Genomic DNA, 22624 nt, shown 5'->3' on the forward strand with positions numbered 1-22624 from the left:
CTTGTATTTAAAAGGGTAGGTCGTCATCCTCTTCAGTATCATCAATAGGAGCTTCTGGCGCAGAAGGTTTAGTGGGCCCACTCTGAGGTTGGGTTCCAGATGTTTGTTGCGCATTGGCCATACTCTCCTTTTTGGTGGTCAAGAAGGTAAAGTCCTGCACATGCACCTCTGTAGTGTACCGCATATTACCATCTTCCCCTTGCCATTGCCTGTTCTTGAGTCTTCCTTCCACATATACCTTATCTCCTTTGCTAAGGTACTTTTCACAAATTTCAGCGGCCTTGTTCCTCACCACAATATTGTGCCAATCTGTATTGGTGACCTTCTCCCCAGTCTGCCTATTGGTATAGGTCTCGTTGGTGGCCAAAGGAAATCGCCCAATGCAGTTGCCTCCTTCAAAATAGTGCATTTTCACTTCGTCTCCCAAATGCCCGATCAGCATTACTTTATTCAATGTTCCGCTCATACGTCTTTAATTAGTCAAAAGTACTAAATTTTAAATTTTTGAATGAAATCCGCGATCAAAACTGGAACGGGAAAAGCTTTTATTTTCTGCCATGAAATCCCATTTTCCAACAATTGTCCTGTTTTTAGGATCCAAAACTTGGTGTGCAAATGCTGATGGGAGAGTTTATGTGTGATGATATCATTATTATGTAAAGAAAGGGATTCCATTTCTGGAAAACCGTTCCCATGGGTCAATTTTTTCTCCATTTCCTCTTCATGAAGCTCTTTTTCTGATTCCAATAAGGGAAATTGATATAGGTTTTGCCATATTCCTCGTCCTTTTCGCTGTTCCAACAAGGTATTTTCTTCCCCATCCAGAAAAACCAAATAATTGAAATAACGGTTCTTGATCTTGGTCTTGTTCAATTTTACCGGAAGCACATCCACTTTATTCTCTTTTAGGGCAACACAACTGTCCTGCAAGGGGCAATGAAGGCAGTAGGGTTTTTTTGGCGCACATTGTATGGCACCAAACTCCATAATGCCTTGGTTATAATCCCGAATGTTCTTGGTATCCATCACCTCTCTGGCCAGTTCCTTAAAATATTTGGTTCCTTCGGAACTGTTGATGGGCAAATCCACTCCAAAGTATCTGGCCAGCACGCGATATACATTGCCATCAACAACCGGTTCTGGGAGATCAAAGCAGATGGAAGCGATGGCACTTGCGGTATAATCGCCCACTCCTTTCAGGGATTTTAACCCTTTATAGGTTTTGGGAAATACACCGTCATAATCTTCCACAACCATTTTAGCAGTGGCATGGAGATTTCTGGCCCTGGAATAATAGCCCAGCCCCTGCCAGAGTTTCAAGACTTTTTCTTCTGAAGCACTCGCAAGATCATCCACGTTGGGGAAGGTTTCCAAAAACCTTTGATAATACGGCATTCCCTGGACAACCCTGGTCTGTTGGAGAATGATTTCGGACAGCCAAATCTTGTAGGGATCGCGGGTTGAACGCCATGGAAGTTCCCGCTTATTTGCACTGTACCACTCCAAAATTTTTTGAGAAAAAGACATCTAGAAAAATACTATTGCCAAAATGTATGAGTTTATATACTTAAAATTAAAGGCTTTAAACGAAAGATTAATTTTAATTTTTATATTTGCAAGCCGAAAAAATAAGAAAAATAATCAAGAGAAATGACGAAAGCAGATATTGTAACTAGAATCTCAGAAAAACTAGGAATTGAAAAAGGAGACGTACAAGCAACAGTAGAATCTTTTATGGAGGAGGTTAAGTCTTCCTTGGAAAACGGAGACAACGTTTATTTAAGAGGTTTTGGAAGCTTTATCATCAAGACAAGAGCGGAAAAAACAGGTAGGAACATTTCAAAGAACACTACCATCAAGATTCCAGCACACAACATTCCAGCCTTTAAACCGGCAAAAGTGTTTGTTGAGGGAGTTAAGAGCAACGTACAAGTAAAATAATATAACTAACACAAAAGGAGAGCCGTATGCCGAGTGGTAAAAAAAGAAAAAGACATAAGGTAGCTACCCATAAGCGTAAAAAACGCAGGAGAGCTAACCGACACAAGAAAAAGTAGTTGATAGCCAACTACTTTTTCATTTTGTATTTAGACGTTCTTTGACATAGAGATTCAAGAAACGAATTTCAGTCGGTTCGAAAAATAACCGATTCTATATATTGTTTAATCATTTATCCCAAAAATTGTAATGGGATAGATACAAAATCGATTCAGGTGAATAGAGAACTAATTGTTAGATCTAGTCCTGATGCAGTCGATTTTGCCTTACTCAAGGATGGAAAACTTATAGAATTACACAAAGAAGAGGACAACAACAACTTTTCCGTAGGGGATATCTTCCTAGCCAAGATACGAAAACCCGTTACAGGCCTAAACGCGGCATTTGTCAACGTGGGTTATGAAAAAGATGCGTTCCTGCACTATCATGACCTTGGTCCGCAATTGTCCTCCATGTTAAAATTCATAAAAAAAGTTAGAACAGGGCGGTTAAAAGACTTTGCCCTCAAAGATTTTCCATTTGAAAAAGATATAGACAAGAATGGCAGCATCAATGATGTGATCAAAGCCAATCAGTCATTATTGGTACAAATTGTTAAGGAACCCATCTCCACCAAGGGTCCAAGAATCAGCTCAGAACTTTCCATTGCTGGGCGTTACTTGGTCATGGTGCCTTTTTCAGACAGGGTCTCGGTATCGCAAAAGATAGCGAGCAAGGAGGAAAAGGACAGGCTCATACGACTTGTAAAGAGCATTAAGCCCAAAGGATTTGGGGTTATTATCCGTACCGTAGCAGAAGGCAAAAAAGTTGCAGAACTAGACAAAGATCTTCAGAACTTGTTTTCCAAATGGATAACAATGTGCAAGAAATTGCAAAGAGCACCGCATCCCTCCAAAGTATTGGTCGAGCTCAACAGGGCTTCGTCCATTTTACGGGATGTTTTCAACGATTCCTTCACGGGAATCTATGTTGATGACGAAACGCTCTTCAACCAGATCAAGGATTATGTGCACGAAATAGCACCCGAAAAGGAATCCATTGTAAAGCAGTATTCCGGTCCTGCCCCCATTTTTGAAAAGTTCGGGATCGAGCGTCAGATCAAGACCTCGTTCGGACGCACGGCCTCAATGAGCCGTGGGGCATATCTTGTTATAGAACATACCGAAGCCCTGCACGTCATTGACGTGAACAGTGGCAACCGTTCCAACAAGGCCAAGAACCAAGAGGATACCGCTTTGGAAGTGAACATGCTCGCCGCAACAGAAATTGCCAGACAATTGCGTTTGCGTGACATGGGCGGAATCATAGTAGTGGATTTTATAGATATGACCCGAGGTGAGCACAGACGAAAACTGTTTGATCACCTACGGAATGAAATGAAGGATGACAGGGCAAAACACAAGATTTTGCCGCCCAGTAAGTTTGGACTTGTACAGATTACAAGACAACGGGTTCGTCCAGAAATGAACATTAAGACCAGCGAGGAAAACCCCAATGGCACCGGTGCCGAAGTGGAAGCCCCAATCGTCTTAATAGACCATATTCAGTCGGATTTGGAGCGAATCTTGAAAGGAGACCACAAAAACAACGGAATTGTATTGAATATACATCCGTTTATTGCGGCCTACCTCACCAAAGGATTCCCATCCATACGTTCCAAGTGGTTCAAAACCTATAAAAAATGGGTGAAAGTTCAACCTAGGGATGCCTATAAATACCTTGAATACCGTTTTAAAGACAAAGACGGCAAAACAATACGACCATAAAAAGCGACTCCAGAAATGGGGTCGCTTTTTTGTTTTTACCAGTTTGGGACAAAACAGTATTTTTGATAACCTAGCACCCTGAAAATGAAAAAAACCGTTCTCTCCCTATTGAGTATTTTGATCATGGCATGTTCCACCCAAACAGAAAAGTCATTATCAAACATATTAGAACAATCCCCCAACATAAAAGGTGATGCAAACTACTTAAGCTCTCCTTACGTTACCGCCGGAGACAGGGTGTATATGGTGGGCCATCAGGATGGGACCTTTCCTCCTTTGGGCTGGCATATAAAAGACGAAATGGGAGGGATTTGGAACCACCCGATAAAGCTTATGGACGGTTTTGAGGTGGAAATGACAATCAACGACCGTGTGTTGCCATTGAGCAAAGCCTCTGGGTTTGTAAACTACCCGTATGCAAACAAACACCTATTCGAGTTTGAACAAGAAGACCTCCTTATTGAACGGATTCAATTTGTTCCTGATGGACTCCAGGGTATTTTAGTCCAGTTTATCATCAAAAACAACAGCCAAGAAAAAATTGAAAGCACTGTGAAGTTTGTTGGCCATAGCAACTTGCGACCAACGTGGTTGGGGGAGCGATCAAATATGGTGGACGCTAAAGATTCTGGTATTTTCGAAGACGCTTATTGGGTGGTCAAGGATAGTTTAAATTCTTGGTATACCGTTTTTGGGTCGGACCAAGCACCCATTTCTTCTGAAGAACTTAAAAATCCGAACAAGCCCAATGGGGTCTCCAATTCCCTTGAATATGTTGTTACGATTCCAGCAAAATCGGAGAAAATCCTAAATTTTGCCATCGCCGGGTCATATATTTCCCGCGAAGATGCCATTTTGGACCACCAGAATATTCTAGAAAACTTTGTCCAGATGGCCAAGGGAAAAAAGTCGCGTTACGGGCAACTGGCAAACCAGTCCAAACTTACCATACCGGACAAACACCTGCAAGACACCTTTGAATGGCTAAAATATAACTGCGACTGGCTAGTACGCACCGTTCCCGAAATTGGTTCTGGCATTGGCGCAGGCATACCCGATTATCCTTGGTATTTTGGAGTGGACAGTGAGTATGCGCTTCAAGGGTACATGGCCATTGGCCAAAATGATATTGTTGAGAAAACCATTACACTTTTGGACAGTGTTTCAATGGCGGTGAACGGCAATGGAAAAATTCTTCATGAAATGTCCACAAACGGCGTTGTTTTCAATGAAGGAAACATCAATGAAACCCCTCAATTTGCATCATTGATATGGGAAATATATAAATGGAACGGCGACAAGGAATTTCTTGAAAAGTATTTTCCAACGGTAAAAAAAGGATTAAAATGGTTGTTGGAGGAAAATGATGATAACAAAAACCTTTTTCCAGATGGCTTTGGAATGATGGAAATACACGGCCTTGATAGTGAAATGATTGATGTTGCTTCATACACCCAAAGAGCTTTTGCCGATGCTGCCCTTATGGCCAATGAGTTGGACGAAACTGAATTGGCACTCGAATACCAGCAATTGGCAGAGCAATTGAAGGAAAAAATAAACACACAATTCTGGTCGGACACCTTTCAATCCTATGCCGATTTCATTGGAACCGATGAGCAGGCACTTGAATTGATCGAAGATGCTTTGGTCAGGGCCGATACGCTCAACAAACCATGGGCAATTGACGAGCTCAAAGCCACCAAACAGGAGATTTTGAGCAATCCATCCGAAGAACCAAGGCCTTTTGTCCTCTACCACAACTGGGTGGTAAACACTCCTATGGAAATGGGCATAGCCGATTCATCCAAAGCAATGATGGCTCTGGACAATGCAAAGAAATTTACAAATCCTTTTGGGGTTTTCGTCACAGGTATTGATCGTGACGAGACCGCGGGCAAAGACGCTGGCTCCTTCAAGGGAAGCAAGGTGTTTTCCTATACAGGTGCAGTGATGACATTGCCCACTGGTGTACAAGCTGTGGCAGAAAATAATTATGGCCGCCCCGACGAAGCCTTGGATTATTTAAAAAGAATGTCCCGTTCCTTTAGCTATGCACTTCCCGGAAGTATGTATGAGGTCTCTCCCGACTATGGAATGATGACCCAGGCTTGGAACATTTACGCCTTTGCAGTCCCCATTATAAAACAGTTTTTTGGCATCAGGCCTATGGCTCACAAAAAGATCATTAGTATTGAACCTCAAATGCCAAAAGAATGGGATAACGCTTCATTGGAAAATGTAAAAGTTGCAGACAATGAGATTTCCATATGGCACAAAAAGTCCAAGGATCTTGATCAAATCAAAATACAACAAGTGCAACCGGGTTGGAACGTAAAGCTTATTTTACCAGAGGGAGATTATACGGTAACAGAAGGCAACCCGGAAATAACAACTGAAAACGGCAAAACCACATTCACTTTTTCCGATAAAATAATTGTGGTAACCAAAAGCTAAACCCAGATGGACTCCCAGTTTTCACCACGAAAATATTATTCGCTCCAAGAGGCCACAAAAAAGATGGAGCACTACTGTGCGTACCAAGAGCGCTGCCATTATGAGGTTGTTGAAAAATTAAGGGGTATGCACATGATTCCAGAAGCCATAGATCAAATTGTAACCCATTTGATCCAAGAAAACTATTTGAACGAGGAACGCTTTGCCAAAAGTTTTGCCCGAGGCAAATTCAATATAAAAAAGTGGGGGAAAAACCGAATTATAAGGGAATTAAAACAACGGCAGATATCGCAGTTCAACATTAAAACTGCATTGGCAGAAATTGGGGAGGAAGATTACCATAACACCCTAAATGAACTCGCCAAAAAAAGGTTGGGCCAAATCAAAGAGCAAAACATCCAAAAAAGAAAGAAAAAGTTGGCCGATTATCTGCTTTACCGAGGCTGGGAAAGCCATTTGGTCTACGAAAAACTGCGAGAATTGATTTGAGAGTTTAATTCCATTTTTGGGTCATCAGTCTTTCCGTACGAACCACAGCCTTTTCATTTTTCCAATCAATCCATTTTTGACCTTTTAGCCTACGCATTACATTATCAAAATGGCGCATAAAGAAGATGTTGTAGACGGCCTTCCCAAAATTTTTAGGTTTTCGGGCAATGGCTCGTAGACTCATGGAAAATCCAGGAGTAATATACTTCATATGGTGCCAATACCCTTCGGGTATGTAAAGGACGTTACCGTGTTCCAATTGGGCCACGTGTCCCTTGGCATGTTTTAGGGCGGGCCATTTACCCAAATCCGGGGCATCAAAATCAATATCTTCCCGTGTAATCAGGGAATGCGGAATTTTGTATAGATACTTGGTCTCTGATTGGGAAAAGAGGATACACTGCTTTTTTCCTTCAAAATGAAAATGGAATATGTTGGCCAAATCAATGTCGTAATGCATAAATGTGTACGAATTGCTTCCGCCAAAAAACAACATGGGCAGTCCTTTCATCAAAGGCAGCCCAAAATCAGGATACGTAAAATCCTTTTGAAGTTGGGGCACTTCCTTTAAAACATTCCACAGAAAAATTCGGTATTTGGTAGGCTCACTTTTTAAAAGGTCGATGTACTCCCGCATCTTCATTTTGGCATGGGGCTCATTAAAACCCTCATCGTGCTTTACCGGGCGATCATCATATAGTGGCACTTCTTTTTCGCCCGCAACATCTTTCATATAGTCCAGACTCCATTTGGAATAAGCGGGCCAATCCTCAATAAACCGTTCTATGACCACGGGCTTTTGAGGTTTAAAGTATTTCTGGATAAACTCCTTCTTGGAAAGGGTCTCTTCCCTGGGAATCTGTTCAAGGTTCAGTTTCAAGATTTCAATGAGTTTGAAACCGCTAAATTAGTAAAAAGGTTTTTATAAAATATGAAGCCTTACTCTTTGGATACCAGCCCAGATTTCTGTTTGGCCGCTTCATTACGGTCAATGACATGACCGGGTCTGGACCATTTTGGTTTTTCTCCCAAAGGTTGGTATTCCGACTCGGAAGCTTCAACCGTTTTGGGCTGGGGAGCCTTCACAAAAGCCTTTTGGGGATTCAATCCCAGTTGTTGGAACATGGCCATGTCCTCACTTACATCAGGATTTGGTGTGGTCAACAATTTATCTCCTGCGAAAATGGAATTGGCCCCGGCGAAAAAGCACATCGCCTGCCCTTCGCGACTCATCCCGGTTCTTCCGGCAGAAAGTCGTACTTGGGTTTTTGGCATCACAATTCGGGTTGTAGCCACCATCCGGATCATTTCCCAGATTTCAACAGGTTTTTGCTCTTCCATCGGGGTGCCTTCAACCGCAACCAAGGCATTGATCGGCACCGATTCTGGCTGTGGATTCAAAGTTGAAAGGGCTACTAACATTCCCGCACGGTCCTCAATGGATTCCCCCATGCCAATAATACCACCGCTACATACGGTTACATTGGTTTTACGGACATTCTCTATGGTCTGCAAACGATCTTCATACCCACGAGTTGAGATGACTTCCTTATAATATTCTTCTGATGTGTCCAAGTTATGGTTGTAGGCATAGAGTCCTGCTTCGGCCAATCGTTTTGCCTGATTTTCGGTAACCATACCCAAAGTACAGCACACTTCCATGTCCAGTTTGTTGATGGTACGAACCATATCCAACACCTGATCAAACTCGGGACCGTCCTTCACATTCCGCCATGCCGCACCCATGCACACCCTGGAACTACCAGATGCCTTGGCACGTAGTGCTTGCGCCTTCACTTGCTGAATGGACATCAAGTCGTTGCCTTCTATATCGGTATGGTAGCGAGCAGCTTGGGGACAATACCCACAATCTTCTGGGCACCCACCGGTTTTAATGGAAAGCAAAGTGGAAACCTGTACCGTGTTCGGGTCATGGTGCTCCCGGTGTACGGTAGCTGCTTCATACAGCAATTCCATCAAAGGTTTGTTATAAATATCGAGGATTTCTTCCTTCGTCCAGTTGTGTTTTGTACCGCTCATAATGGTCAGAATCTAATTCAAAAATAAGGCATTATTCACTATTAAAACCAAGAAAACCCCGATTTAAGAAATGGTGTGTTTCTTTTGTGATGGTCGTTTCAACAATATGCTCACAGCATTTCCACCAAAGCCAACGGCATTTACCAGTACGGTGTCCACCATTTCTTTATCATCCCTATTTTGAAAAAAGGGAGTTGGAATATACTGCTGATGTTGCAGCATTAAAACCCCCAGCTCCAAACTCAACAATCCCGAAGCACCAAAGGTGTGACCCACTTTCCACTTATTGGTGGTCAAAAAAGGCAAGTTATTGCCAAACACTTTTTTGATGGCATTGTACTCGGTGACATCTCCCTTAATAGTTCCTGGGGCATGCATGACAATGGCATCAACTTGGTCGGTGCCCGCACTTTTTAGGGCCATTTTCATGGAATCCTGAAAGCACTGGGCATCCGTTGAAATGGAAACGCTGTGTTCCAACGGTTCGGTTGCGTAGCCTATGCCCGCAACCAAAGCCAAGGCATTCGGCTTTTCCCCTTTTTCCAAACAGGCCAACGCTGCTGCCTCACCCAGAACCATGGTGTTTTGTTTCTTTTCCAAATCCATGGCCAAACATGGATAATTTTGCTCTTCAGCATCTCTCGACTGCCTGCCCGTCCGGCAGGCGGGCGCTCGAGATGACATTCTGGAATATATCTTCAAGGCCTGCATTTGGGCAATGGTAAATGGGGTCAACGGAGCCTCGCTCCCTCCCACCAAAAATTTATCGGTCAACCCGCTTTGAATCCATGCCACGGCATTCAACAGCCCATGCAAAGCTGTGGAGCAGGTAATGGAATGCGAAATTTCGGGACCTTTTGATTTTAAATCGTGGGCCACCCAAGATGAAATATTGCCCAAAGTGGTGGTGGGCGAGGCAAGGGTGGAGGATTTTCCCTGATCTAAAAATTCTTGGTGATATTTTTCAAAAAGAGAGGTGGCGCCTCGGGACGACCCTATATTGACCCCAAAATTGGAATCAGTTTCCCATCCAGCTTTGTCAATTACCTTTCGGGCTGTGTAAATGGCAAATAAAACGGAATCATCCAAATCATTGTATTTGGTATCGGATTGCCTTAGCGTTTCAATGGCCTTCTTCACCACATTACTCAAGTTGGAAGCCCAAACTTCCTGTTTTCCTATTTTCTGATAGGACAAACAATGCTCTTTATTCAAATATGATTTCCAAACCTCATCTGATTCACTTCCCAAGGAAGAAATGGATGATAATGCGGTTATGGAAATGGGTTCTTTCAACATAAAATCATTTTATACCAATTCCAAGGCTGATTTGATAGCCCCATAAATCCGTTGCATTTGAGTTTCTGTGGTGACATAGGGAGGCAAGATATAAATGGTATGGCCCAAGGGTCTTAGAAACACCCCTTGATCCATAAAATGCTTGAAGAGTCTGTTCCGCAAATTACCATAACGCTCCATTTTCACATCCAAATCCAAGGCATAAATGACCCCCAATTGTCGGGTATTGGCCACCTTGGGGTGCTGTTTTATTTCTTCATCAAACTTTTGGTGCCATTGGATGATATTCTGTATCCCTGTCTGGATTTCATCGGTCTGAAGCAATTTCAGGGCTGCCAGCGCCGCCGTACAGGCCAATGGATTGGCGGTATAGGTGTGACCATGGAACAATCCTTTGGCCATGTCATCACTGTAAAAAGCCATAAACACCTCTTCAGTGCATGTGGTAAGTCCCATGGGAACCAAACCTGCTGTCAAGGCTTTGGAAAGACACATGATATCCGGCTTGGTTTCCAAATAGTCAGAAGCAAAAAATTTCCCTGTTTTGCCAAATCCCGTCATCACTTCGTCCGCAATCAGGAGTACACCATGCTCCTTCAGCAGGGCCAGAATTTTATCAAGACCAGTAGCATTGTGCATTTTCATGGCTGCGGCACCTTGAACCAAAGGTTCATAAATGAAGCCTGCAATATTTTTCTGTTCCAATCGCCTTTCCAGAAAAACCAGAATCTGGTTGATGTTTGTTTCCGTGGGCACCGGAATACGCTCCACTTCAATGAAAAAATCCTCGAACGGCCCGTTATAGACCGACAGGCCCGAAACGGACATCGCCCCAAAGGTATCGCCATGAAAACCTTCCTCGAAGGCCAACAGCACATTGCACTTTTTGCCTTTGTTATGATGGTACTGCAAGGCCATTTTGATGCCCACTTCGGTGGAGGTGGAACCATTATCCGAAAAGAAGAGCTTCTGCTGGTTGTTGGGAAGAATCTTGATGAGTTCCTCGGAGAGCCTCACCGCCGGTTCATGGGTAAAGCCGCTGAACACCACCTGATCTAACTGCTGCATCTGTTCCGAAACCTTTTTTAGAATATGCGGGTTGCAATGCCCGTACATACAGGTGTACCACGATGCAATTCCATCTACATATTCCTTTCCATCCTCATCAAAAAGTAAGGCCCCTTCGGCTTTTGCCATACCCAACATGTCTGGACTCACTTTGTGTTGCGTGAGTGGGTGCCAAAGGTGCTTTTTGTCTCGATCCGATAATTTTTCCAATGCTTCTGTCTTACGCAAACCCCTTAATTTATCTATCTTGCAAAGATGACAATTAATCGCCAAAAAAATTAATCCAGACCGTGTTTACTAAAATCACTTCCCTTACTTCACCTCGATATGAAGACTTTGACTGGAAAGCGGTTTTATTGATTTTGTTTTTGGCGGCCCTCTTTATCCGTTTTCCGTTTTTCTTCCGGGATTATATAGATCGGGACGAAAGCACTTTTATTATCATGGGGCAATCTTGGGTTGATGGCCATTTGCCCTACACCCAACTCTGGGATTTAAAGCCTCCCGTAACTTTTTTGTTCTTTGCCATGGTCATAAAACTGTTCGGGAAAAGTTTCATTGCCATTCGATTGTTCGGAACTTTAGTGGTAGCCTTGACTTCCTTGTTCACGTATGGAATCGCCTCCAAAATCACCTCCAAAAAAATAGCCTTTTGGTGTGCGATGTTCTGTGTGTTCTTTCTAAGTCTTTTTGGAAGTTTGCAAGGGGTAATGTCCGAACATATCTGCACCCTTTTTTTTGTGGCAGGAGTCTTTCTCTTGTTTTTGAAAACCCGAAGGGTTTGGTTTTTTTTGACAGGGCTTCTTTTTGGACTGTCCCTAATGTCCAAATTGAACATGGCGTACCCTGTTTTAATTTTGGGCCTATACCTTTTGTGGGCCGGGTATAGGGACCGACAATTGTGGTCAACCCTCCAAAATTTATTTTTTATGGGCCTTGGCACAATCCTGATTGTGTTACTGACTGCCCTTCCCTACTACCTTGAAGGAAACGTCCCTATTTGGTGGCAATCCATTTTTGAGGCTCCGCTGGCCTATTCCGAAGGAAAATTCCATTCTCCCTTAAAAACATTGCCCTTTTTAATAGTGATTTTGGGTTTGCTCACTGCTGGATTTGCAACAAAAATATTAAATCGGCATAGCAGGGAGCTGCAAATTTTAACCGCCATTGTTGTTGGAATCTTATTGTCGTTTATGCAGGCCGGTAAAGTAAATGGTCATTATTTAATCCAACTCTATCCCTTTATTTTGATTCCTTTCAGCATGGCCGTGGGGAAACTTCCGCGACCCAAAAAACGGTACAGGCCTTTGCTTATTTTGCTTTTGGCGCTCATCCCAATGGAATCCTATTTGGAATACGCCAATGTTGTTTCCAATAAAATGGAAAAGGGTTCTTTTTTTAATGGGGAAGGGATTGATGTCCCCAACTATATTGCCACGCATAACCTAGAGACCAAAAACATTTTCTTTACGGAATACCATATTGGATATTGGGTATTGGGTGAAAGTCCGCCCACCAAAGCTGCCACGCATCCGAGCAATGTAATACGCGAAGAGATTTTCCCTTACATGGAAAATCCAAGAAAGACCGGAATGGAGGAGTTACGGTATATCATGGAGGTGATTCAACCTAAAACGTTGGTGGCCCGGGATGGGAAAAAAATCTTTGACAAAAAGTTGGTGGAATACAACACGTACATTGATTCTTATCTGGAAGAACATTATACTTTAATTGAAACCGTGGGCCGTGGGCTCATTTACCAACGCTTAGAATGATTCGAGAGCTGGTTTTAATTGTTCTGCATATTTTTTGATGATCTCTTTATCAAATTTTTGCTCCTCATTGATCCGTCCCAAAAAAGTCACTTTAGCTTTTTTTAAAATAATGTCCTCTGTGGTTGGGTGCTCATCGCCACTGAAGATGATTCCTGTTTTCACTTTCTTTTCCTGAAGTTTTTCCAAGGTCAAAAGCGTATGGTTGATGCTTCCCAAATAATGCCGGGAAACCACAATTACTTTGTAATCGGGCTGGATAAGGTCAAAAATGGTATCGGTATCGTTCAAAGGCACCAACAATCCGCCTGCACCTTCAATTACCAAATGGTTTTTGGTTTTTGGTGCAACGATTTTGTTTAAATCAATGGTGATTCCGTCTATATCTGCAGCAGCGTGGGGACTCATCGGCGTTTGTAAAGCGTAGCTGTTGGGATGGATGATTGTTTTGGTATTGGAAATTAGCGACTCCACTTTATGGCTATCCGAATTATCGAGGTCCCCAGCCTGGATAGGTTTCCAGTAATCTGCTTGGAGGGCTTCCACCACAATGGCAGCTGCTACTGTTTTTCCAACTTCTGTTGAGATTCCTGTTACAAATAATTTCATCATCTAGTGGGTCTGGATATGAAGTTACACTGAATGCATTTGTATTTGGTTGGCTCAAAAAATGGGAATAGCTTATGAAAAATAGTCTTTCTGGAATAATAGATTTCTGATTTGGTCGCCTTGCAATTGGGACACACTATAGGAAAACCTTGGGCGTCTGTGGCATAATTTCTAACCTCATCATAAATTTGCCTCGCTCTCTCCTTATCCGAAGAATAGACTTGAAGTTTTACCCCACCAATGGCTGAACTGATCAGTGGGTCTGTATTGATCGTGGCCTCATCCCGAAGAAAAACACTGATTCCCTCTGATTCCAATTTTCCCTTGATGATCTGCACATCAGCAGGGAACTCAAAAGTGGCCAAGGTGTGAAATTTAGGTTCTTTCATTCCATAAAGTTTTTTAAAAACGACAAAACTCGTGATATTTCCTCTTTGGTGTTATAGGCATGCAAACAAAATCGCAAACGCTCTTCTCCTTCTTTTACAGTTGGTGAAAGAATGGGGCGAACATCAAAACCTTCATGCCGCAATTGGGTCGCAATTGACTTCACCTTTGCATTTCCTGGAACAATGGCGCATTGAATCGCCGAATTGCTTTCTAAGAACGCTTCAGAAATTTTCAACTGCTTTACCCGCTCCTTAAAATAGTCGATATTTTGCTGAAGTTGCTTACGCGGTTCTTCCCCAAAATCCCTTAGATAATGATACGATACCAGAAGCGTTCCAATAGTGTGCGGAGGCAGTGCGGTAGTGTAAATTAAGCTTCGGGCAAAATTCACCAAATAGTTTTTTAAGGCATCACTGCCTAAAATAGCGGCTCCGTGACAACCCAAAGCTTTTCCAAACGTAATGATCCGTGCAAAAATGTGTTGTTCCAACCCCAGCTGACAGACGAAATCCCTTCCGTCCCCAAAAATTCCTGTGGCGTGGGCTTCGTCCACAATTAAATGACAGCCATTTTCACTGCAAAAATTGGCCAAGGCCACTAAATTTGGGGTGTCGCCGTCCATGGAAAACACGGACTCGGTGACAATGTAGATTTCTGAATTGCCGTCCATATTTCGACTGCGCTCAATATGACGGCTCAAATCACCGATGTTGTTATGGGTAAACTTATAGCTTTTGGCATGTCCCATTTGAATGCCATCCCGAATGCTGGCATGGACCAACTCGTCATAAAAAACAATATCTCCACGTTGTGGCACAGAGGAAAAGAATCCAACATTGGCATCATAGCCCGAATTGAACACCAGAGAAGATTCAGACTTGTGGTGCGCTGCCAAAAAATCTTCCAATTCGGCATACAAGGTATGGTTTCCCGTAAGCAGCCTAGAGCCCGTTGAGCCATTTTTCTGAGGTTTGATCTTTAGAAAATCGGTGGCTGCTTTGGACAAGTGTTCATTTCGGGCAAATCCCAAGTAATCGTTAGAGGAAAAATCAACCAAACCGTCAATCAACGACAAGCTTCGCACAGCATCATTCATGAGTCGTTCAGATAGTTTCTGCCGTAATTTTTTGGGCAATTTCTCCATACCACAAATGTAGCACTTACTGTTTTTAAACAGTATCTTAGTGTTGAAAATACCTTTCCCCCTAATGCGAATACATGATCTATTATAAGCAGGCCTCCAGCGAACAAGAATTGGAGCAGATTCTGTTGCTACAACAAGAAAACCTCGTCAATAGCCTATCCAGCGAAGATAGGGAGAAAGAGGGCTTTTTAACGGTGGAACATTCCATGGAAATTTTAAAAGCCATGAATGACATGTGTGGCCACATCATTGCTGTTGAAAATGGGGATGTAATCGGATATGCATTATGTATGCATCCCGCTTTTTCCGATTCCATAGAAGTATTACAACCGATGTTTATTGAGATCAACAAAGTGCTTGAAGGAAAAGCAAATTATATGGTAATGGGTCAGATTTGTGTGGCCAAGAGCCATCGGGGCAAGGGGATTTTCAGAAACCTCTATCTGACCATGAAAAATAGATTGCCAGAGGGTTTTGATACCATCATCACCGAGGTGGATGGAAAGAACAAAAGGTCACTTGCCGCCCATGCAGCTGTTGGGTTTAAAACCCTAAAAGTTTATACGGATGGAGGAAGGGAATGGCACTTGATCAGTCTGAAATAAAAAAAGCCACCCAAAAAATGAGTGGCTTGGTTTATATTTTCTGGTGATGATTTTCTAGTCAACAAGAACGATCACCTTGTTATCCTTCATTTCCACAGTACCACTTGTAATGGGAAGTATGGTCTCTCCATCATTTCCTTTGGAAAATTTGTTTTGAAAGGCTTCTTCTATGGCTAGATTGCCCTTCACCTTAACTTTTCCCGATTGAAGCAATGAAACTACGGGAGCGTGGTTTTCCAACATTTGAAACTCCCCGTTTATGCCAGGTACAGTAACAGAGGTTACTTCTCCCGCAAACAAAGTGGCTTCTGGTGATACTATTTCTAAATACATATTTTTCTCCTGTCATTCCCGTGCAAACGGGAATCTTTTAAACTTTGACTTAATTAATAATGAGATTCCTGCTTCCGCAGGAATGACACTATGCTTCCGCCAACATTTTCTCTCCAGCCTCGATGGCCTCGTCGATGGTTCCTTTAAGGTTAAAGGCAGATTCTGGCAAGTGATCCAATTCACCATCCATAATCATGTTGAATCCTTTAATGGTGTCCTTAATGTCAACCAAAACACCAGGAATACCCGTAAACTGTTCCGCTACGTGGAAAGGCTGCGACAAGAAACGTTGCACACGTCTTGCTCTACCTACTGCCAATTTATCTTCTTCAGAAAGTTCCTCCATACCCAAGATGGCAATAATATCCTGAAGCTCTTTATAGCGTTGCAACAACTCTTTTACGCGTTGAGCACAGTCATAATGTTCTTTACCCAAAATCTCAGGGGTCAAAATCCTTGAAGTGGAATCCAAAGGATCCACCGCTGGATAGATACCCAACTCAGCAATCTTACGAGAAAGTACGGTTGTGGCATCCAAGTGGGCAAACGTTGTGGCTGGTGCTGGATCCGTTAAGTCATCCGCAGGTACATAAACCGCCTGTACGGAAGTAATGGAACCTCTTTTGGTTGATGTAATCCGTTCCTGCATGGCACCCATTTCTGTTGCCAAGGTTGGTTGGTACCCTACCGCAGAAGGCATACGACCCAAAAGTGCGGATACCTCTGAACCTGCTTGTGTAAAACGGAAAATGTTATCAACGAAGAAAAGAACGTCTTTTCCTTGTCCTTCTCCTGATCCATCACGGAAATATTCGGCAATGGTCAATCCGGACAATGCCACACGGGCACGGGCTCCTGGAGGCTCGTTCATCTGACCGAACACAAAAGTGGCCTTAGATTCCTTAAGGGCCTTTTTATCCACTTTGGACAAATCCCATCCGCCTTCTTCCATAGAGTGCAAGAAAGCATCACCGTATTTTATAATTCCGGACTCCAACATCTCACGAAGCAAATCGTTTCCTTCACGAGTACGCTCTCCAACACCTGCAAACACAGACAAACCACCGTGTCCTTTTGCAATGTTGTTGATCAACTCTTGGATCAATACGGTTTTACCTACACCGGCACCACCGAACAATCCAATTTTACCCCCTTTTGCATAAGGCTCGATAAGGTCGATTACTTTAATCCCTGTGAAAAGTACTTCTGTTGAAGTGGAAAGATCTTCAAATTTTGGAGCTTCCCTGTGAATGGGAAGTCCGTTGTCTCCAGTTTTTGGCAGGTTTTCCATACCATCAATGGCGTCACCGATCACATTGAAAAGACGTCCGTAAACTTCTTCACCTATTGGCATTTGGATTGGATTTCCGGTAGCAACCACGTCAACTCCCCTGCTCAAACCGTCAGTGGAATCCATAGAAATGGTTCTTACGGTATTTTCACCGATGTGGGATTGTACTTCCAAAACCAATTTTGATCCGTCAGCTTTTGCAATTTCAAGGGAGTCATAAATTCTTGGGATTTCCACCCCTGATTCAAACTCAACATCAATGACCGGGCCTATAATTTGGGCAACCTTACCTGTAACTTTAGACATTACTGTGTTTATTTATAAATGAATACGCGGGAAATAACCGCTATTTTTTCGGCTGCAAAGATATGTTTTTCCCTTATTATTGAGAAACCGATTTTAGCTTTTTTTTAAAAGAAAAAAGGCGTTGGAAAATCCAACGCCCTTACTTTTTATAGTTTATTATGGTTTAAGGGTTTATAGTCCAAGATAGATAGTAAATGGAACCTATATTTCCCGTACCGATTGCCGTGAAGTATTCTTCACCCAAAATGTTGGAGGCTCCTGCCTTGAACACAGATTTTATGCTTGGAACCGTATAGTTGATTTGGGCATCCAATACGGTATAAGCAGGAATTTGACCATCGGCAAAGGAAGCTTCCCAAAAATAGGTGTCGCTCCATCTGTAGTTCACATTGAACCCAAAGTTCTCGAAAAGGGCCGTGTTCCCAAAATGGGCCTTTACTTTGTGTTTTGGTGTATTGAAGTTAGTTCGTAAATCAGGGTATCTACCTTCATCGATATCCAATTCGGCAAGGGTGTAATTTACGCCTAGATCAAAGTTTCCAAGTTTGGTATCCACACCAACCGTTGCTCCGTAGGAGTTAATGTCCTCATCTGAATTGGTATAGGTTTGGTAAACTTGAAAATCCCCATTTTGAAGTGCCAACAAAGACAATCCCCCATCCCCTGCTTCTCCATAAAACGGAACCGCAGTTGTGGTGTTGGCCAAGAAATTTTTATAACTGTTGTAATAGCCACTTAAATCGATGGTGAACCTACCAATCTGAGCTCTATACCCTGCTTCATAAGCTGTGATTTCCTCGGGTTGTACCAAAGGAGTTTCTACCGCTTCGGGCGCACCAGCTTGCAAAGAACTGGTAGAATAGGCGTTTTCATAGGCAGCACGACCCACAATTTGTACGGTAGCTGGTTGGCCTAGATTGTCTTGTGCCGCTTGGCTTACGTTAAATGTTCTTACATCCCTGTCCAAGTTGGCTGGTGCAGAACCTACCAAAATGGCACGACCTGCATTCAACCCAATAAACAAATCTTGGGTGGTTGGGTTTCTAAAACCCTGCTGAACAGAAACCCTTAGATTGTGGTTTCTTTTCTCACCCAAGGTATAGGCCAAAGAGACCCTTGGGGATACAAATCCATCAAAGAATTCATTTTTGTCATAACGGGCTGAACCAGTAAATTTTAAACGGTCATCCAATAACTTCTTTTGAATTTGAAGGTAGGCTCCATATTCATTATATGTAATGGGTCCATCCAAATCTGTAAATATGGTTCCGTTGGAATTCAATTCGTATTCCCTGAATGAGCCCCCAATTTGGATGTCTGCCCAATTATCAATCAAATGAGCCAAATTATAGTTGCCATTGACATGACGAAACTTGGTCTTATCCACAAACTTGGCTCCTGTGGTTAAATCGCCATCATTTGTAACTTTATTAAAAGCACTTTGGAAACCTGGTGTTCCGGGAACCAATCTACCTTGATCCGCAGCTTGTCTACCCACTATATGTGCCTGCGTGGAAGCCTCTTCCGGTGTAAGTCCTCCTTGTTGGATTCCTCCTAGGTATGTTGGAATATATGCACTTGCATAATCCGTGAACCATTGTGTATCCGATTTCCATTGTCTATTTATATTGATAGCTGCAAATCGGGTATCATAAGCATCCCCTGAGTTTTCGGAAACAATATATCCTCTAAGGAAGAAATTATCATTTTTTATTTCCAATCTGTGTTGTTGCATCGTAAAACCTGCAACTGCATAACGGTTAGCTCCCTGGTATATGGTAGTACCCCTACCAATTCTACTGTTCAAAATAACTTCCAAGTCATTGGCAAAAGGTCTATAGTGCAACGCAAAATCAGCTTTCACACTTTCCGCATTATAATTTGCCAAGTCTGCTTCATCATATCCCGTTCTGGAAATAACTGCTGAACCAACGGTACCTGTTGGCAACCCAGCAGCAGCATCGAAGTTCAACGTAGTTGAAACTTCATCTCCATATACATTTAATCCATCATAGGCCGGATTGGAACGGTCAGCACCGGGATTGTTCAAATCCACAGTACGGTTAGCATGCCAGTCTTCACCGTTCAGCACCGATAAGTTTGCTTTTACAGCCAATTTATCATTGAAGGCGTGGGCAGCGCGCACACCAAAATCCTTGTAAAAATTAGAGCCTGCAGCATCTTGGACCGTTACCCCACCTTTGGCATAGGCACTAATCCCTTGAAAGTCAAATGGATTTTTACTGGTCATGAACAAAATACCGTTAAAGGCACCTGCCCCATATAGCGCAGAGGATGCTCCTGGGAGTATTTCCACGCTCTGTACATCCAATTCGGACATACCGACAAGGTTACCCAGTACGAAATTAAGTCCCGGAGCGGTGTTGTCCATACCGTCCACCAATTGCAAGAATCGGTTATTGGCAAAAGTGGCAAAACCTCTTGTGTTTATGGATTGAAAGGTTAAACTGTTGGTATTGATGTCAACACCTTTTAAATTTTGAAGGCCGCCATAAAAGGACTCGGCCGTAGTACTTTTAATTTCTCTCAGCCCAAATCTTTCTACGGAAACAGGAGATTCAAAAATACGTTCCGGGGTTCTTGAGGCGGAGATGACGATCTCATCCAATAGAGTGGACGCTTCCGAGAGGGTTATGGAAAGGGTCTGGTTGTTTGAAGTGACATTGGCCACAAAATCCGAGAATCCAATACTGGTAAATCGAAGTTGAAATGGGGGTTGTTCCGAAGTATTGAAGGTGAAATTTCCATCAAAGTCAGTGGTGGTTCCCTCGGCTTTTCCAACCAAAACCACATTGGCCCCCGGTATGGGCTCATTATTATCATCAACTACTTTTCCCTGTACGGTTGTTTGGGCATAGGATACAACTCCAAACATCATTAGGGAAATGAACAAAAGTCTTCTCATCAGCTTTGAATTAGAGTTAAATTAGATTTGAGTATCTGTTAAACATTGGGGTGGAAGATACATTTTTTTTCATTTGATTTCCACAAATTTGAAAAAAATTATGCATGCATAATACTTTTTTCATAAAAAATACGGATTAAATATGTCTTTTTAATAAAAATGGCACCCAATTGGATGCCATTATATAGTAATTCAATAATCTGGGAAGTTACTCCACGGTAACCGATTTCGCCAAATTTCTGGGCTGATCCACATTACATCCCCGCATTACGGCTATGTGGTACGACAACAATTGCAGTGGTATTGTCGTCAATAATGGTGAAAGCCCTTCCGAAGTTTCCGGAACCTCAATAACGTGATCTGCCAATTCTTTTACTGTCTCGTCCCCTTCGGTAACAATGGCTATGATTCGTCCATTTCTGGACTTGATTTCTTGAATATTGCTCACAACCTTCTCATAATGCCCTTTTTTGGTGGCAATGACAATCACTGGCATTTGTTCATCGATCAAGGCAATTGGTCCGTGTTTCATCTCGGCTGCAGGATAACCCTCTGCATGGATATAACTAATTTCCTTCAACTTTAAGGCACCTTCCAAGGCCACGGGAAAATTATAGCCCCTTCCTAAATACAGGCAATTGGTGGAATCCTTATACTTTTCTGAAATTTGTTTCACAATTGCATTGGACTGCAATGTCTTTTCCACTTTTGCAGGGATGCTCTCAAGCTCCGTTAAAAATTCATGGTATTTTGGCTGCGATATTGTTCCCTTTTCATTGGCCAATTTTAAAGCGATAAGCGTTAGCACCGTAATCTGCGTGGTGAACGCTTTTGTTGAAGCCACTCCTATTTCCGGTCCGGCATGGGTATAGGCCCCTGCATGAGTTTCCCTAGCAATGGAGGATCCCACAACATTACATACTCCAAAAACAAAGGCACCCCTTTCTTTGGCCAACTTGATTGCCGCCAAAGTATCCGCGGTTTCCCCAGATTGCGAAATGGCAATCACCACATCATTTTCGGTAATGACGGGATTTCTATACCTAAATTCCGAGGCGTATTCCACTTCAACAGGTATTCTGGCCAAGTCCTCAAAGATGTACTCGGCGACAAGCCCGGCGTGCCATGATGTTCCACAGGCCACGATAATGATCCTATTGGCATTGAGAAATTTCTCCAAATTTTGATCAATGCCCGCCATTTTTATGAGGCCTTTATCCGCATTTAAACGTCCTCTGTACGTATCCAATATAGCCCTGGGCTGTTCATAAATTTCCTTGAGCATGAAATGCTCGTAGCCGCCTTTTTCAATTTCCTCAAGATTTAATTGAAGTTCAAGGATATTGGGATAGGCAATGGCATCATCTTTAATTTTACGCAATTTTATTTCCTTACCGATGCGCACTATGGCCATTTCTTCATCTTCCAAATAGATCGCATTATTGGTAAATTCAATAAATGGGGAAGCGTCCGATGCAATAAAGTATTCGTTTTCTCCAATTCCGATAGCCAATGGACTACCCAATTTGGCCACAACAATCTCATCGGGCTTGTTACGGTCAAAAACGGCAATGGCGTAAGCGCCCACAACTTGGTTGAGCGCAATCTGTACGGCTTTGCCCAGCTTTACGCCTTCTTTGGTCTTAACTTCTTCAATAAGGTTGACCAATACTTCTGTGTCCGTATCGGATTGAAAGGAATACCCTCTTTTAATGAGTGCTTTCTTGATGGATTCATAGTTTTCTATGATTCCATTATGGATGATTACCAAATCACCCGAATTTGAATAATGGGGATGTGAGTTTACATCATTGGGAACCCCGTGTGTGGCCCATCTTGTATGGCCAAGTCCTAATTTTCCATTGGTGGATATCGTGGTCTCTGCCTTGTTCTTTAAATCTTCAACCTTGCCTTTGGTTTTGGAAAGACTTGTGTTCTCTCCATCGAAAAGTACTATTCCAGCACTATCGTATCCTCTATATTCCAGCCTTTGAAGACCTTTTATGATTATGGGATATGCGTCTCTGTGACCAATATATCCTACTATTCCACACATAAGATAGATTTTTAATGAACGGTTGTTGTTGGGTTTAGGTGCTTAAAATTATAATCTATTGCCCAAAATCAACAAAAC

Annotated in this window: 19 protein-coding genes; 6 read left to right on the top strand and 13 right to left on the bottom strand. The window is 42.7% G+C overall.

What is annotated here, in order from left to right; genetic code table 11:
* Positions 1–7: 7 nt before the first annotated feature.
* Positions 8–466 (bottom strand): single-stranded DNA-binding protein, encoded by a 459-nt coding sequence (locus tag A7D14_RS15510; RefSeq protein WP_067036644.1) that lies wholly within the window; start codon positions 464–466, stop codon positions 8–10.
* Between the two features lie 23 nt (positions 467–489).
* Positions 490–1527 (bottom strand): A/G-specific adenine glycosylase, encoded by a 1038-nt coding sequence (gene mutY, locus A7D14_RS15515; RefSeq protein ID WP_067036647.1) that lies wholly within the window; start codon positions 1525–1527, stop codon positions 490–492.
* A gap of 123 nt (positions 1528–1650) precedes the next feature.
* Here mutY and A7D14_RS15520 point away from each other — a divergent pair, with 123 nt between their 5' ends.
* From A7D14_RS15520 to A7D14_RS15535, 4 genes are all read left to right on the top strand, one after another.
* Positions 1651–1941, top strand: coding sequence for an HU family DNA-binding protein (locus tag A7D14_RS15520; RefSeq protein WP_036380395.1), 291 nt, complete (start codon positions 1651–1653; stop codon positions 1939–1941).
* A 272-nt stretch (positions 1942–2213) separates the two neighbouring features.
* Positions 2214–3764, top strand: coding sequence for a ribonuclease E/G (locus tag A7D14_RS15525; protein WP_067036649.1), 1551 nt, complete (start codon positions 2214–2216; stop codon positions 3762–3764).
* An 84-nt stretch (positions 3765–3848) separates the two neighbouring features.
* The gene (locus A7D14_RS15530; RefSeq protein ID WP_067036653.1) at positions 3849–6218 is read left to right on the top strand and encodes a glycogen debranching protein; all 2370 of its coding nucleotides are present in this window, start codon (positions 3849–3851) and stop codon (positions 6216–6218) included.
* A gap of 6 nt (positions 6219–6224) precedes the next feature.
* Positions 6225–6707, top strand: a complete 483-nt coding sequence (locus tag A7D14_RS15535) for a regulatory protein RecX (protein ID WP_067036655.1) — start codon at positions 6225–6227, stop codon at positions 6705–6707.
* Between the two features lie 4 nt (positions 6708–6711).
* Here A7D14_RS15535 and A7D14_RS15540 read toward each other — a convergent pair whose 3' ends face one another.
* From A7D14_RS15540 to bioA, 4 genes are all read right to left on the bottom strand, one after another.
* The gene (locus tag A7D14_RS15540) at positions 6712–7587 is read right to left on the bottom strand and encodes a cupin-like domain-containing protein (RefSeq protein WP_067036659.1); all 876 of its coding nucleotides are present in this window, start codon (positions 7585–7587) and stop codon (positions 6712–6714) included.
* 59 nt (positions 7588–7646) lie between these two features.
* On the bottom strand, positions 7647–8747 hold the full coding sequence (gene bioB / locus A7D14_RS15545; protein ID WP_067036662.1) for a biotin synthase BioB: 1101 nt from the start codon (positions 8745–8747) through the stop codon (positions 7647–7649).
* Positions 8748–8810: 63 nt separating this feature from the next.
* Positions 8811–10046, bottom strand: a complete 1236-nt coding sequence (locus A7D14_RS15550; protein ID WP_067036665.1) for a beta-ketoacyl synthase N-terminal-like domain-containing protein — start codon at positions 10044–10046, stop codon at positions 8811–8813.
* Between the two features lie 9 nt (positions 10047–10055).
* Positions 10056–11342, bottom strand: a complete 1287-nt coding sequence (gene bioA / locus A7D14_RS15555) for an adenosylmethionine--8-amino-7-oxononanoate transaminase (RefSeq protein ID WP_255307475.1) — start codon at positions 11340–11342, stop codon at positions 10056–10058.
* 62 nt (positions 11343–11404) lie between these two features.
* Here bioA and A7D14_RS15560 point away from each other — a divergent pair, with 62 nt between their 5' ends.
* Positions 11405–12889, top strand: a complete 1485-nt coding sequence (locus tag A7D14_RS15560; RefSeq protein WP_067036667.1) for an ArnT family glycosyltransferase — start codon at positions 11405–11407, stop codon at positions 12887–12889.
* On the opposite strand, the gene bioD is transcribed toward A7D14_RS15560, so the two are convergent.
* Genes bioD through A7D14_RS15575 form a run of 3 tightly spaced genes read right to left on the bottom strand, consistent with a single transcriptional unit; the run spans position 12881 to position 15029 of the window.
* Positions 12881–13498 carry a dethiobiotin synthase gene (gene bioD / locus A7D14_RS15565; protein ID WP_409552695.1) on the bottom strand — a complete coding sequence of 206 codons (618 nt, stop codon included), beginning with the start codon at positions 13496–13498 and terminating at the stop codon, positions 12881–12883. The genes A7D14_RS15560 and bioD overlap by 9 nt on opposite strands.
* The gene (locus tag A7D14_RS15570; protein WP_067036673.1) at positions 13495–13884 is read right to left on the bottom strand and encodes a DUF2007 domain-containing protein; all 390 of its coding nucleotides are present in this window, start codon (positions 13882–13884) and stop codon (positions 13495–13497) included. The genes bioD and A7D14_RS15570 overlap by 4 nt, the downstream gene beginning before the upstream one ends.
* A complete protein-coding gene (locus A7D14_RS15575; RefSeq protein WP_067036676.1) occupies positions 13881–15029 on the bottom strand; it encodes an aminotransferase class I/II-fold pyridoxal phosphate-dependent enzyme in 1149 nt (382 codons plus the stop codon). Before A7D14_RS15575 ends, A7D14_RS15570 begins: the two co-directional genes overlap by 4 nt.
* Positions 15030–15103: 74 nt before the next feature.
* Between A7D14_RS15575 and A7D14_RS15580 the strand changes: the two genes are divergently transcribed.
* Positions 15104–15634, top strand: coding sequence for a GNAT family N-acetyltransferase (locus tag A7D14_RS15580; RefSeq protein ID WP_067036679.1), 531 nt, complete (start codon positions 15104–15106; stop codon positions 15632–15634).
* Positions 15635–15688: 54 nt separating this feature from the next.
* Here the strand turns inward: A7D14_RS15580 and A7D14_RS15585 are convergent, their stop codons facing one another.
* The 4 genes from A7D14_RS15585 to glmS all read right to left on the bottom strand — a co-directional run bounded on the left by A7D14_RS15585 (position 15689) and on the right by glmS (position 22546).
* Positions 15689–15967, bottom strand: a complete 279-nt coding sequence (locus A7D14_RS15585; RefSeq protein ID WP_067036681.1) for a F0F1 ATP synthase subunit epsilon — start codon at positions 15965–15967, stop codon at positions 15689–15691.
* Between the two features lie 88 nt (positions 15968–16055).
* On the bottom strand, positions 16056–17564 hold the full coding sequence (gene atpD / locus A7D14_RS15590) for a F0F1 ATP synthase subunit beta (RefSeq protein WP_067036684.1): 1509 nt from the start codon (positions 17562–17564) through the stop codon (positions 16056–16058).
* A gap of 163 nt (positions 17565–17727) precedes the next feature.
* Positions 17728–20490: a TonB-dependent receptor gene (locus tag A7D14_RS15595; protein ID WP_067036687.1), complete on the bottom strand. Its 2763-nt coding sequence runs from the start codon at positions 20488–20490 to the stop codon at positions 17728–17730.
* Positions 20491–20698: 208 nt separating this feature from the next.
* A complete protein-coding gene (gene glmS / locus A7D14_RS15600) occupies positions 20699–22546 on the bottom strand; it encodes a glutamine--fructose-6-phosphate transaminase (isomerizing) (protein ID WP_067036690.1) in 1848 nt (615 codons plus the stop codon).
* Positions 22547–22624 lie beyond the last annotated feature (78 nt).

Origin of the sequence: Allomuricauda sp. CP2A (genome assembly GCF_001683915.1) — a bacterium.
GTDB lineage: Bacteria > Bacteroidota > Bacteroidia > Flavobacteriales > Flavobacteriaceae > Flagellimonas.